The following is a 14511-nucleotide window of genomic DNA, read 5'->3' on the forward strand; positions in this document are numbered from 1 at the left end:
TTAATAACCTTATACTTTAAAGTGCTTTTTATGAAAAGTTTGCTACAACAATTAATCTTCTTGGGAATATTTTTTTTGAATATTTTAACTGCTTTCGGACAAATAGATATTACACCTTACGATAATCTTCCAGAAAATAATGCAATTTATAAACCTGCTTATAACGAATCTTTTCCTGAATGGGCAAAAAAATTATATCAATACCCTGTAAATTTTAACGAAATTGAAGATGGGTATCAAGAACATTTTAAAAAATATGGAAAGCAGAAAAATCCGATTACGCGTTATTATAAATTGTGGCGTAGAGTTGTAGAAAAGTATGTAGACGAAAACGGAACAATAGTGCTTCCAAATACAAATGAATTAAAACAAATACTGCATAAAAAAAGTTATTTATCAAAAAAAACAAATGATGATTCCAATTCAAATTGGACATTTCTAGGGCCAAAAAATACATTTTGGTTAAATGAAGATAATAGTGCAACAGAAAAACCTGTTGCTCCTTGGCAAGTAAATGTATATGCTTTAGATGTATACAAACAAGATAAAAATATTATTTATTGTGGAACTGAAACAGGCTATGTAAATAAGTCTATTGATGGTGGAGAAAACTGGGAAATGATGGCGAAGGACTATATTTTTTCATCCGTACAAGCAGTTACAATACATCCAACAGATCCACGTATTGTATATGTTTCAGGAGGTTCACAAATTCATAAAACAATAGATGGAGGATATTCTTGGCAAACAATGCTTCAAGAAGAAGCTTATTTTTCAGCAAATCACATTATTATTGATCCAACCAATCATAATAAATTATTAGTATCTTCAGATAAAGGAATCTTTCTTTCTTTAGATGCTGGAAATACCTGGACTCAAAAATCTTCAAAACAAGGGTACGATATTCATTTTAAAGCAAATAATTCAACTCATATTTATGCAATTGTAAAAAACAATACAAATTTTCAACTATTAGAATCGTTAGATGCTGGTGAAAGTTTTGAGCCTGTCTCTACTTTTCCTTCTAATATTAAAGATAGTAGTGGAGGTTTATTGGCTGTAACAGCATCAAACCCGAATTTAATGTATGTCACTATGTTAAGTAGTGATAATACACCTTTTTTATACAAAGGAGTTTTAACAGATACTACTTGGGCTTGGACTAAAGTAATAGATTGTAATACCGATACATTTCGGTATGATAATGGACAAGGTTATTTTGATTTGGTTTTAGAAATTTCTCCTACTAATGAAAATCATGTCTTTGTTGGAACAACTACCTTATTTAAAACTACAAATGGAGCAGTTTCTTTTGATGCAATTGGAGGTTATTTTGGTAGGTTTGAGATACATCCAGATATTCAAGATATTGTTTGGTTGCCAGATGGGAAGTCTGTATATGTTGCTACTGATGGAGGAATTAGTTTTTCTAACGATGCTTTTGAAACAAATTATCAACCTATAATAAATGGAATGATAGGTTCTGATATGTGGGGATTTGATCAAGGTTGGAATGAAGATATTGTTGTAGGTGGTAGATACCATAATGGAAATACCGCTATGACTGATTTTTACAATGGTAAAGCTTTAAGAATGGGAGGAGGAGAGTCTCCAACAGGATGGGTGCTTCATGGTAAAAGCCGACATGTAGTTTTTGATGATTTAGGAGATGGCTGGATTATACCAAAAACCGCTGAAGGAAGCCCAGAAGGTAGGTTTAAATACTCAAAATTTCCAAATATGTTAGAGTATGGAGGGCAAAGAGGAAATTTAATTCATCATCCTAATTATTATAATATTCTGTTTTTAGGTGAAGGAAATAGCTTTTGGAAAAGCACAGATATGGGAGAAAGTTTTAAATCATTGTATACTTTTCCAGATGAAGTTCTTTGTGTTCAAATGAGTTTTTCTAATCCAAATGTATTATATGCAGATATAAAAAATAGAGGTTTCTATAAAAGTGAAGACCAAGGTAATACATGGGTTCAAAAACCTTCTTTAAGTTATAATTCTAATGGAGGTTCAAAAATGAATGGACGTACAAATATTGCTATTTCATTATATGATGAAAATACAGTATATACTTGTTATTCAAATGGAGCGTGGACAGGTAATAAAGGACTTGTTTTTAAATCTACAGATGGAGGAGATACTTGGGAAAATTTAACAGGTGATTTAGATGAATACACCAAGAGTTTAGTAATACAGCCAAGTAATACGGGTGAAGATTTGATATATTTATTTACAACCACTCGTAATGGAAATCAATCAAAAGTATATTATAAGAAAGCATCTAGTACAAAATGGGAGTTATTTATAAATAATTATCCAGGTAATTTTAATGTAAATCTTGCATTACCTTTTTTTAGAGATGCAAAAATTAGGCTTGCAGGTGGTGGAGGTGTTTGGGAATCACCTTTACAAGAACAAAATTTTAAGCCAATTATTAATCCTTGGGTGGGTAATCCAGAAAACAAATGTATGACGGATACAATATATTTTGATGATCATTCAATTTTAAAACACGAAGGGGCTAGTTGGAAATGGGAAATAAGCCCGGAACCAACTTATATTAATGATGTAACTAGTAGAAATCCGAAAGTTGTGTTAGGCAATCCAGGTGAATATTCAGTTACATTAACGGTAAGTCAAAATGGTGTAGCTTATTCTAAAACCATTGATAAGATGGTAACTGCAACAACTTGTCCATCTATTTATGATTGTAATAATCCCGGAGAATTACCAAAAGATGAATGGTCTTTAATTTATGCTGATAGCCAAGAAGTAAATGATCCAGGATTGGCAACAATGGCTTTTGATAATGACCCAAATACAATTTGGCATACACGATGGAGTACAGGAACAGACCCATACCCACATGAAATTCAAATAGATTTAGCAAATTCTTATACGATCAGTGAATTTAAATATTTACCAAGACAATCAAGTGCTAATGGAAGAATTAAAGAGTATGAATTGTATTTTAGTCACGATAAAGATAATTGGGGAGAACCTGTAAAAACAGGAAGTTTTGAAAATACTGCAACCATACAAAAAATTGAATTTGATACACCTGTAAAAGGAAGGTATTTAAGAATAAAAACATTGTCTGAAGTAAATGATGGAGCATGGACTTCTATTGCAGAAATTACTTTAATAGGATGTGTAAATGATAATTGTCCCGGAATTGATAATGAAGATCAAGCAGATTTTGATAATGATGGTATTGGAGATGCCTGTGATGAAGACGATGATAATGATGGTATTTTAGATGAATTAGACGAATGTCCAGAAACACCGTTAGGTGATTCTGTAGATGAAAAAGGATGTAGCTTATTTGTATTGCCAGCAAACAATTTTAAAGTTCAAGTAATTTCTGAAACTTGTAAAGGTAAAAGTAATGGTAAAATTATTATTACAGCAGTTGAAGCACTTAACTATACAGCAACTTTAACAAAAGATGGTATAGCAACCGATTATCAATTTACAAATACTAAAGAAATAACCGAACTGTCATCAGGCATTTATAGTTTATGTTTTACAGTTGATGGTATTTCTAAATCAAATTTTAATAGGTGTAGTACTCTTGTAATTGCAGAACCTTTAGATTTAAAAGTTCAATCAAAAATTAATACAGGTGAAAAATCAATTTCGTTAAAGTTAGATAATGGAAATGAATATAATATTAATTTAAATGGAGTTATTACTAAAATTAAAGCTTCAGAAATTACACTTAATTTAATAAATGGTGTAAATAAATTATCTGTAACTACCGCTAATGAATGTCAAGGGGTTTTTGAAAAATCAATTGTAGTTTCAGAAAAAATGACTGCTTACCCTAATCCGTTTACAGATTATTTATTGATAAATATTGGAGATTCTTCATTAAAAATGGTGACTGTAAATGTTTCTGATACTTCTGGGAAATTGATACAATCTAGATATTTACCTGTAAACAATGGTAATGTTGTAATTGATGGTCGATATTTTAAAACAGGAGTATACATAGTAACTGTAAAAACTGCTACAAAAAATTCAAGTATAAAAATTATTAAAGAATGAAAAAAAATATTTTAATTGTTTTTTTATTACTATTTAACCTAATAAACGCCCAAACAAACAATTCTTGGTCTCAACTATTTTTAAAATGGAATACAAAGCAAGATAATGGTGGAACTGGCGTAGTTCGTTCAATTAGAATAAATCCTGAAGATACAAACTCAGTGTTAATAGGTGCTTCAACAGCTGGAATATGGCATACAGCAAACAATGGGGAAGATTATAAGTTAGTTTCTGTTGGTGTTCCAGAAGTAGAATGGGTAAACGAAATTGTTTTTAGTCGAAAAAACCCAAAAATAGTGTATGCAGGTACCGATGTTGGTGTTGTAAAATCTAAAGACGGCGGTTTAACTTGGGGTTACACAAATTTAAGAAAGGTAAAACCAGAAAAATTTGGAGACTTATTATGGGTAGATCTTTCAGATAAAAGTAGCAGTATTGTATATGCTACTACCGAAGAGTTAGGGACTTATAAACTGCTGAAATCTGAAAATGGAGGAAATTCTTGGAAGCAAGTATATAAAACATCTAAAAGAATTTGGGATATGCGTGTTAAACCAAACAATCCAGATGTTGTTTATATCCTAGAAGAATCCTCAACTACAAAGTGGATCAATTTTAAAAAATCAACAGATGGTGGAGCAACATTTTCAGTAGTAGATAATGGGTTTCCTGCCGATTATACCATAGATTCTCATAGAGCTAGATTGGGAACAACTCCAGCAAATAATAATGTTGTTTATGTTGCAATTGGATACAATGGAGGTGGTAAAAATGATAAAATATCTTTCTTTAAATCATCAAATGCTGGAGATTCTTTCGAAAAAAAATGTTGTGGAGAAACAACAAGTCCTTTAGAAAATGCTAATGAGGCAACAGACTTTTTATATGAAACTTCTCATTTGGCACAACTCACCTGGAATTTTGCTTTTACTGTATCTGAAACAGATGAGAATTTTTTAGCCTGTGCAGCAAATAAATTAAAAGTTAGTAAAGATGGGGGAGTCACTTGGGGATATGATACAACAGGAACCATAATAACCGGTAGACAATACGATTATTATAAATCTAATAATGCCCATAAAGGTGTTCATGGAGATCATCACGGGCTTTCAATTATTGGAAATAAAATATGGAATGGAAACGATGGAGGAGTGTACTACTCTTCAGATGGTGGTGCAACCGTTGTAAAAGATAAAACAGATGGCTTAGGAATTCAAGAGCTTTGGGGATTTAGCCAATCTTTTAAAAACGATATTATGGCAGTTGGTTTAAACCATAATCAAATTTGTTATAGAGATGATGTTATTTATGGGGGGTGGATTGGTGTTAACGGTGCCGATGCAATGGCTGCAAATGTAAACCCAATAGACGATCAATTTATGTACAATCATCCGTGGGGTCATGAGCGAGTCGAAAGATCTTTAACAGGTATAAGGGGGCATAAGATGGAAGAATTAGGTATTGAGCTTGGGTATATAACTTTAGATAATTTAGAGTTCCATCCACATCAATATTACACTATTTATGGAAGCGATTATGGAGATAGAAATCGTAGCTACAAATTAACGAAGTCGGTTGATAATGCTAAAAGTTGGCAGGTTATAAAAAACTTTGAAATAGAGAAGAAAAATGTGGTTTCTGTAAAAACTAGCTTTGCAAATTCAAATTATGTTTATGCAGTTGTTGAACCAAATCGTGTAATTAAATCTGTTGATGAAGGTAATACATGGACTGAAATTAGTCCGCCGAGCTCTTTAATTAATGACATTAATTTATGGCGTTTAGCAGTTAGTGATAAAAATCCAGAACATATATGGGTTACTTCAAAAAAAGGAACAAAAGCAGAAGTTTTTTATTCTAAAAACGGAGGCGAAACTTGGAGCGATTATTCAAAAGGGTTACCAAGCCAACCGGTATATTCAATAATTTATCAGCGAGGAAGTGATGATATACTTTACCTAGGTACTGGTTTTGGTGTTTATTATAGAAAAAAGAATATGCAACAATGGGAGTTGTTTGGTACAGGTATGCAAGCAGGGAAAACTCCTTTTATGTTTATTAATTATGCAAAAGGGAAATTGCGTTTAGGAACTTCTAGAGGACTTTGGGAAACTAACTTACTTGAACAAACGGCTCCTAAAGCTAATATTACAGCAAACAAATCTACTTTTAATGAAGAAAATGTAGTAATTAAGTTTGCAGACTATTCTGTAGCAGATAAAGATGCTACCTATGTATGGAACTTTCCTGGAGGCTTCCCCGAGACATCTACCTTAGAAAGACCTGAAATAACTTATACTAAAGCAAATGGTACCAGTTTTAATGTCACTTTAACAGTAACAGATAAACGAGGAACAAGCACTCAAACCTTAAAAAACTTCATAAAATATTTAAAATAACTAACCAATCAATTAAAATGAAAAAATATTTAACTACTGCTTTTTTACTAATTGGCTTTGGTATGACATTGATAAATGCCCAAAGTAATATAAATACTGTTTTAAAACCGTCTAGAACGGAGGTGATAGAACCCATTAGAAAAGCGTCATTTACCACAAGTAATGGTGTAGAATGTAAGGAAAGAAAACAAGGAGGAAATCCAAGAATGGTATCAGGTTATTTAGCGTTTGATGGATCAATGGATGGAAACCGACAAGTAGATCCACAAATTGCTGTTGGTGGAGGTTACGTATTACATGGTACAAATAGCGGACTAATTATTTATGATAAAAAAGGGAATTTTGTTGAAGGTGTTTCACAAAATTGTTTTAATAAAGGAATAGATCCAAAATTGTTTTTTGATGCACATAATAAAGTTTTTGGTTTTGATTTATGGAATCCTTGGGATGCTGAAAAGAAAAAACCAGTAAATATTTCAATTTCAGAAACAAGCGATCCAACAGGAGCTTGGAATACGTATGCTGTTCCTGCAAGAGAAGGTGTTGATGGAGGTGGAATTGGTTACAGTAAAAAATGGATTGGTTATTCTTTTCCAGGTGGAAAAGATCGCACTTTTGTTATAGATATGGAAGATGCAATTGCTGGGAAACCAGTAACGGTTTTTCATTTTCCTGGAAGTTTAGGGCATCCAATAGCAATGCAAGATGCTATTGAAGATTTGTACTTTTTTCAAATTACAAGAACAGATTTTATTATAAGACGTGTAGTAACAAGTAAAGATGGCACTCCAGTTTGTGAAACAGTTAGTAAAACTGCACACGGTTTAAAATATTTTGGTTGGCCACCGCAATCACCTCAAAAAGGAACAGATCAAAAAACATCTTCTGGAGATAGAAATCCTAAAAATTTAGTATTTCAAAATGGTGATATTTGGTTTTCTCAAGCTATAAATTATCAAGGCCGTTCTGCAGTTCAATGGCATCAGGTTAAAACAGATGGAACTATTGTACAAACTGGATTAATTAGTAGTAAAAACTCTAGTTATATTCAAACCACACTGGCGGTAAATAAAAATAATGATGTACTTATTGGTTTTCAAGAAACAAGTGATGTTATGTTTATTAGCCCAAGGTTAACGTATAGAAAAGCAAGTGACCCAAAAGGTACAGTTCGAAAAATTGTAAGTCTTGGAGAAGGTAAAGGGTTTACAGATGGAGTTTCTTGGGGAGACTATAGCGGAAGTGTTATAGATGGAGATAATTTTATGGATTTATGGACAATTCAAAGTATAACAGATATAAACGGAAAAGGAGACACGGTTATTGTAAAAGTCCCTTTCAATTAAATTTTAATAAGCAGTAAAACCTTCTGTAATTATAATTTAAGAGTATTAGAATGCAAAAACAAAGTAGAAAGCAAAAATAATAAAAATGAAATTTAAACATATTTTTTTAAACTTAGGGTTAAGTCTGTTATTACTAGTTAGTAACGCATGTAAAAATACAAATTCAACTTTAGAAACTAGCATAGCAATACCAACACAAGCAAATAGTTGGGTTGTAAATAACCCAAAAGCTACAAGATTAGTTATAGGTAAAAGAGGAATTAAAAATTGGAGAAATACTACTGATAAAATTAGAACTTATTTTTATACTACAGCTACTGGAGCTATAAATGTTGGTATAAAAGCCAAGTTTTCAGGAGCTACCAAGTTAAAAGTAACATTAGGTTCGACTTCTAAAGAAATTAATTTTGAAACATCAGATAACGCAATTAAACATACTATAGGTACTTTTAATATTACAGAACCAGGGTACTATTATGTTGAATTAGAAGGTGTTTCAAAATCAGGTGATACTTTTGGAGAAATTTCTGAAATTTTATTAGGAGATGCTTCTTGGGAATCTAAAATAAGTTTTGCTTCTAAAGATTGGTCATACTGGGGAAGAAGAGGACCTTCTGTGCATTTAAATTTTGAAAAACCAGTAGATAAAAATATTAAATGGTTTTATAATGAACTAACCGTTCCTGAAGGAAATGATCCTATTGGTTCCTATTTTATGGCGAATGGATTTTCATCTGGGTACTTTGGTATGCAGGTAAATTCAGAAACTGAAAGACGCATTTTATTTTCTGTATGGAGTGCTTATGATACGCAAGACCCAAAACAAATACCAAAAGAATACTCTGTTTTACCGCTTGGTAACGGAGATGGTGTTACAGTAGGTGAGTTTGGTAATGAAGGTTCTGGAGCGCAAAGTTATTTTGTGTACGATTGGAAACCAAATGTAACGTATAAATTTTTACTAAAAGGAGAATCTAATGCAGAGAATTCCATAGATTATACAGCATATTTTTACGCACCTGAGGTTGGAGATTGGAAATTAATAGCAAGTTTTAGAAGACCATTCCCAACAGGTTCACATTTAACAAGATTGCATTCGTTTTTAGAGAACTTTTCAACTTCTACAGGAGATAAAAGTAGAAGTGTTAAGTATACAAACCAATGGATGTGTGATACAGAAGGTAATTGGAATGAAGCTACTGCTGCTAAATTTACAATAGATAATACTGGTGCAAGTGGAGTTCGGTTCGATTATGATGGAGGTTCAGAAGGGGATTCTTTTTACTTAAGAAATTGCGGATTTTTTAGTGATAATGAAGTTCCAAATACTAAGTTTACTAGAGCTTCAGGAGGTGCTGCTCCAACAATTGATTTTTCAACTTTAGAAGTACCTAATATAAAAATCACTCGATAGTTTTTATAAATTTTAGAGTGTTTAATTATTGAGTATAGTTTGTAAATAAAAAATCTTATTGTAATGAAAAAAAATCTAGACATATCTTTAATAATTGTTTATTTATATAGTGTTGTAATATTGGTGACTTCTTGTAGTAAAAACAATCAAGATAGTCCAATTATTGAAGAACCAACCCCTCCAGTTACAGAAGAACCTGAACAATCAGAGGGTCCAACTACAGATGATTTAATAATTTTTATACCCTGTGAAGGAAATAGTTGGGTGGTTGATAATCCAACAGCTACAAAGAATATGGTGGTAGAAGGAGGAATTAAAAACTGGTCAAATACTACTGATAAAATTAGAACTTATTTTTATGCTACAGCTACAGGAGATATAGATGTTGGGCTGAATGCTAAATTTACAGGAACCACTAAACTAAAAGTAACACTGGGTAATGTTTCTAAAGAAATATCTTTTGAAGCTTCAAGTACTACTATTAAACATGTGATTGCCACTTTTAATATTACAGAAATAGGGTACCATTATGTAGAATTAGAGGGTGTTTCTAAAACAGGAAATACATTTGGAGAAATTTCAGATATTATATTAGGTGATACTGTTTGGACTTCACATATTGATTATGTAGAAGCAGATTGGTTTTATTGGGGAAGAAGAGGTCCGTCTGTTCATTTAAAATTTGATGAACCAGCAGGTAAAGATATTACTTGGTTTTATAATGAAATAACTGTACCAGAGGGTAGTGATCCTATAGGTTCCTATTTTATGGCAAATGGATTTTCTTCAGGTTATTTTGGGATGCAAGTAAATTCAGAAACTGAAAGACGAATTTTATTTTCGGTATGGAGTGCTTACGATACGCAAGATCCAAGTCAAATACCAAAAGAATATACAGTTTTACCATTGGGTTATGGTGAAGGAGTTACTGTAGGTGAATTTGGAAATGAAGGTTCTGGAGCACAAAGTTATTTTGTGTACGATTGGAAACCAGATGTAACGTATAAATTTTTATTAAAAGGAGAATCTAATGCAGAGAATTCTATTGATTATACGGCATACTTTTACGCACCTGAAATTGGAGATTGGAAATTAATAGCAAGTTTTAGAAGACCATTTCCTACAGGTGCACATTTAACAGGGTTGCATTCGTTTTTAGAAAATTTTGAAACTAAAACTGGAAGTTTAACTAGAAAAGCGAACTATTCAAACCAATGGATGTATGATACTGAAGGGAATTGGAGTGAAGCTACTTCAGCCAAATTTACAATAGATAATACTGGTGCTAGTGGAGTTCGCTTCGATTATGATGGAGGTTCAGAAGGAGATTCTTTTTATTTAAGAAATTGTGGTTTTTTTAGTGATAATAAAAAAGCAAATACGCAATTTATTAGACCATCAGAAGGTGTTACTCCTATTATAGATTTTTCAGCTTTAGAAGTGCCTGAGTTGCCAGTTGAAGCTTCTTATACATATTTAGATAGCGCATCTTGGTCTGTAATTGAATATAGCTCACAAGAAGATAATGGAGGAGAGGGAACTACAGGTTTAGCTAAAGATATTATTGATGGTGATATTACTACATACTGGCACTCTTGTTGGGTTGGTGATTGTACAGCAACATCACCTCATTATATAATTGTTGATATGGGAATGTTAAAGTCAGTAGATGGTTTTGGTTTTGTTCAAAGGCAATCTCTATCAAGAACTGTAAAAGATATTGAAATTCAGGTGAGTACTGATAATTTAACTTGGGAAAGTTTAGGAGATTTTTCAATTGATAAAACTATAGTTACACAAAATATTAATGTAAACAATACTAAAGCATTTAGGTACTTTAAGTTTATTGCAAAATCTTCACATGATGGAACAGAAAATGCAGCTATGGCTGAAATAAAAGCATATATTTTTGATTAAAATATATTTATTTGAATTAATGCTAAAGCCTTTACACTTTTATTGTGTAAAGGCTTTTTTATGTTTTTATTAGAAATATATATTATTTATTTACTAGGTTAAATAACCTTCAATATTTTCAGAATTAATAATATCTAAAGGCAATAAAAGTTGCGATGGAATTTGTTTGTCAAATAAAAAATGCTCAACTAAATAGCTTAGGCCTAAATATACTTGTTGTTTAGGGTTTTGGTGGATTAAAAAATCAATTTGTCCTTGTTTTAAATAATCAATATTTTTTTTAACAAGATCGTAACCAACAATAGCAATAGTGTTTGCTTTTTCTTTTAGAGCTTCAACAACTACATAAGATTTAGAGATTGTTACAAAAACACCATTTATTGTTGGGTTTTTTTCTAAAAATTCTTGTATTGATGTATTAAAAACCTCTGATTTTTTATAATTCAAATTAACAGTGGTAATCTTGTAATTTGAATTTTTTAACGATTTAAAATAACTTCTAAACCCTTTTTCTTTTTCTTGTAAATGCGTTGCATTTTGGTAATCTTCATCTATATGTATAATTCCAATAGTGCCTTTTTTTAGCAACATATCCATTAATTTTGCAGCTACCCTTCCGCTTTGATATAAATCTTGACCAATAAAATTATTCGAATAATTTGAATCAATAAAGTTATTAAATGTAGATACTTTTATGTTATTTTCAGTGCATTTTGCAACAATTTTTGATGCTTCTTTTTGAAATAATGGCACCATTAAAATAGCATCTGGTTGGGTATCTATAACTTCTAATGAAGTTTCAATAAATGTATTTGTTTCTGTTGCGTCAAAAACATACTTTTTAATTTCAATACCGAAATGCTGAAACTCGTTTTCTACTTCTTTTATTGCTCCTGTACAAGGCTGCCAGTAAGAGTCTTTTTGTGCATCTGGCAAAATTACAGCTAATTTATATATTTTATTATTTTTTAAATTTTTAGCAATTGGATTTGGTCTGTAATCAATTTCATTTAAAATTTTTGTTACTTTTTCTAAAGCAATTTCAGAAACTTTTCCACGCTTATGTAAAACTCTATCAACAGTCCCTTTAGAAACACCTGCAAGTTGAGCAATATCTTTAATCGTATATTTTTTCATACTACAAATATATAAAATTTATGACACAGAACTAATAATGTGTTCGATAACACAAAAACAATGTGTTCGAACACATTATTGATGATTTTCCTTTGATAATTCAAAATACATTTATAAATTAGCATAATATTTTACTGAAAATAGTAATATAATTTAAAATTTTAAAAATATAATATATTGAAAGCAAGTAATTTAAAGCCAACTTTAGTGATTTTAGCAGCAGGTATGGGAAGCCGTTATGGAGGGCTAAAACAGCTTGATACTTTTACTCCTGAAGGTGCAACTATTATAGACTTTTCTATTTATGATGCATTACAAGCCGGATTCGGTAAATTTGTGTTTATTATTAGAAAAAGTTTTGAAAAAGAGTTTAAAGCAATTTTTGATAAAAAGTTGGAAGGAAAAGCTGAAGTTGTTTATGTTTTTCAAGAAATTGATGATGTTCCCGAACAATATCAGAATCCCGAAAGAACCAAACCTTGGGGTACAGGTCATGCACTTTTAATGACTAAAGATGTTGTAAAAGAAAATTTTGCAATTATTAATGCAGATGATTTTTATGGAAAGGAAGCCTTTAAAATAATGGCGCAAGAGTTGGTTAAAATAGATCCTAATTCATATAATTTTAATATGATGGGATATTTGTTAAAAAATACTGTTTCAGAGCACGGTTTTGTTTCTAGAGGTGAATGTGAGGTTGATGAAAATGGTTTTTTAACAGAAATAAATGAAAGACTTCATATAGAAAAAGTGAATAACCACCTTATAAGAAAAGATGAAAATGGTGTATTTGTTCCAATAGATGGAGAAGCAGTGGTTTCTATGAATTTTTGGGGATTTACACCTAAATGTTTTGAGTTTGGAATAACTCTTTTTAAAGAATTTTTAGAAGAAAATAAAGGGAACTTAAAAGCAGAATTCTTTATTCCATTAATTGTAAATGAAATCTTAAAATCTGGTAAAGCAACTGTTGAAGTATTAAAATCGGATGCTAAATGGTTTGGAGTTACTTATAAAGAGGATAAAGAAATAGTTCAAAAAGAAATTGAGCTTTTACAAAAGAATAAAAGTTATCCAGCAAAACTTTGGTAATATAAAACCTGTATACAAAAAAGGTAATTATCAATACATAAAAAAATGTACCGCTAAATAATAATATAGATGAAACTAGAACACTTACAAGAAGCTTTTAATCAATTCAATCATAATTCAAAATTTTTATCGCATTCAGAATTAGCATCTGGTCATATAAACGACACGTATTTAGTTAAAACTTCAGCTGGAATTAATTATGTGCTTCAAAGAATAAACCATGGTGTTTTTAAAAATGTTCCTGGTTTAATTTTCAATAAAGTAAATGTGAGTAAGCATTTGCAAAATAAATTAGCATACCTTCCAAAATACGAATTAAATAGAAAAGTACTATCGTTTGTAGAAACTAAAAATGGCGATTACTATTATATAGATGCAGAAGGTAATTATTGGAATTTAATGGTGTATATAGATAATAGTATTACATTTGAAACTGTACCTAATGCCGATGTGGCCTATGAAGGTGGAAAATTAATAGGAGGTTTTTTAAACTTAACAAGCGATTTTGACGCGAGTAAACTATCTGAAGTAATTCCAAAATTTCACGATATGCCATTCCGTTTTTCTCAGTTTGAAGATGCTCTAAAAGTAGCTTCAGAAGAAAGGTTGGAAAAAGCTGAAAAATATATAGATCTTGTTTGGAGCTTAAAAGAAGAGATGCATATTATTCAAAAATTAAAAGAATCTGGAGAGATTAAATTAAGAGTTACACATAACGATACTAAAATATCTAATGTGCTTTTTGATACAAATAATAAAGGGTTATGTGTTATTGATACAGATACAGTAATGCCTGGTGTTGTGCATTACGATTTTGGTGATGCAATTAGAACTATTTGTAATTCTGCGGCCGAAGATGAAACAGATTTAGAAAAAGTAAATTTTAATTTAGAATATTATAAGGCGTATACAAAAGGATTTTTAGAGCAAGTTGAGTCTGTATTAACACCAACAGAATTAAAATATTTACCACTTGGAGCCAAAACAATGATTTTTATAATAGCACTTCGATTTTTAACAGATTATTTAAACGGAGATGTTTATTTTAAAACCAAATATCCAGAACATAATTTAGATAGAGCAAAAAATCAATTTAAATTAATTGAAAGTATGACTCAAAAAATGGATGTTTATAGCAACTAAA

8 protein-coding genes are annotated in these 14511 nt (G+C 30.9%); 7 read left to right on the forward strand and 1 reads right to left on the reverse strand.

What is annotated here, in order from left to right:
- Positions 1-30: 30 nt before the first annotated feature.
- The 5 genes from MHL31_RS14540 to MHL31_RS14560 all read left to right on the forward strand — a co-directional run bounded on the left by MHL31_RS14540 (position 31) and on the right by MHL31_RS14560 (position 11138).
- Positions 31-4062, forward strand: a complete 4032-nt coding sequence (locus MHL31_RS14540; RefSeq protein WP_240226675.1) for a discoidin domain-containing protein — start codon at positions 31-33, stop codon at positions 4060-4062.
- Positions 4059-6461, forward strand: coding sequence for a PKD domain-containing protein (locus MHL31_RS14545; RefSeq protein WP_240226676.1), 2403 nt, complete (start codon positions 4059-4061; stop codon positions 6459-6461). Before MHL31_RS14540 ends, MHL31_RS14545 begins: the two co-directional genes overlap by 4 nt.
- 17 nt (positions 6462-6478) lie before the next feature.
- The gene (locus tag MHL31_RS14550; RefSeq protein WP_240226677.1) at positions 6479-7807 is read left to right on the forward strand and encodes a hypothetical protein; all 1329 of its coding nucleotides are present in this window, start codon (positions 6479-6481) and stop codon (positions 7805-7807) included.
- Positions 7808-7892: 85 nt separating this feature from the next.
- On the forward strand, positions 7893-9221 hold the full coding sequence (locus tag MHL31_RS14555; protein ID WP_240226678.1) for a DUF3472 domain-containing protein: 1329 nt from the start codon (positions 7893-7895) through the stop codon (positions 9219-9221).
- 63 nt (positions 9222-9284) lie between these two features.
- Positions 9285-11138: a DUF3472 domain-containing protein gene (locus tag MHL31_RS14560; RefSeq protein ID WP_240226679.1), complete on the forward strand. Its 1854-nt coding sequence runs from the start codon at positions 9285-9287 to the stop codon at positions 11136-11138.
- Positions 11139-11231: 93 nt separating this feature from the next.
- On the opposite strand, the gene MHL31_RS14565 is transcribed toward MHL31_RS14560, so the two are convergent.
- On the reverse strand, positions 11232-12275 hold the full coding sequence (locus tag MHL31_RS14565) for a substrate-binding domain-containing protein (protein WP_240226680.1): 1044 nt from the start codon (positions 12273-12275) through the stop codon (positions 11232-11234).
- 177 nt (positions 12276-12452) lie between these two features.
- Here MHL31_RS14565 and MHL31_RS14570 point away from each other — a divergent pair, with 177 nt between their 5' ends.
- A complete protein-coding gene (locus MHL31_RS14570) occupies positions 12453-13367 on the forward strand; it encodes a sugar phosphate nucleotidyltransferase (RefSeq protein ID WP_240226681.1) in 915 nt (304 codons plus the stop codon).
- A gap of 69 nt (positions 13368-13436) precedes the next feature.
- The gene (locus MHL31_RS14575; RefSeq protein ID WP_240226682.1) at positions 13437-14510 is read left to right on the forward strand and encodes a phosphotransferase enzyme family protein; all 1074 of its coding nucleotides are present in this window, start codon (positions 13437-13439) and stop codon (positions 14508-14510) included.
- The last annotated feature ends 1 nt before the right edge of the window (position 14511 follow it).

The organism is Lutibacter sp. A80, from assembly GCF_022429645.1.
Classification (GTDB): domain Bacteria; phylum Bacteroidota; class Bacteroidia; order Flavobacteriales; family Flavobacteriaceae; genus Lutibacter.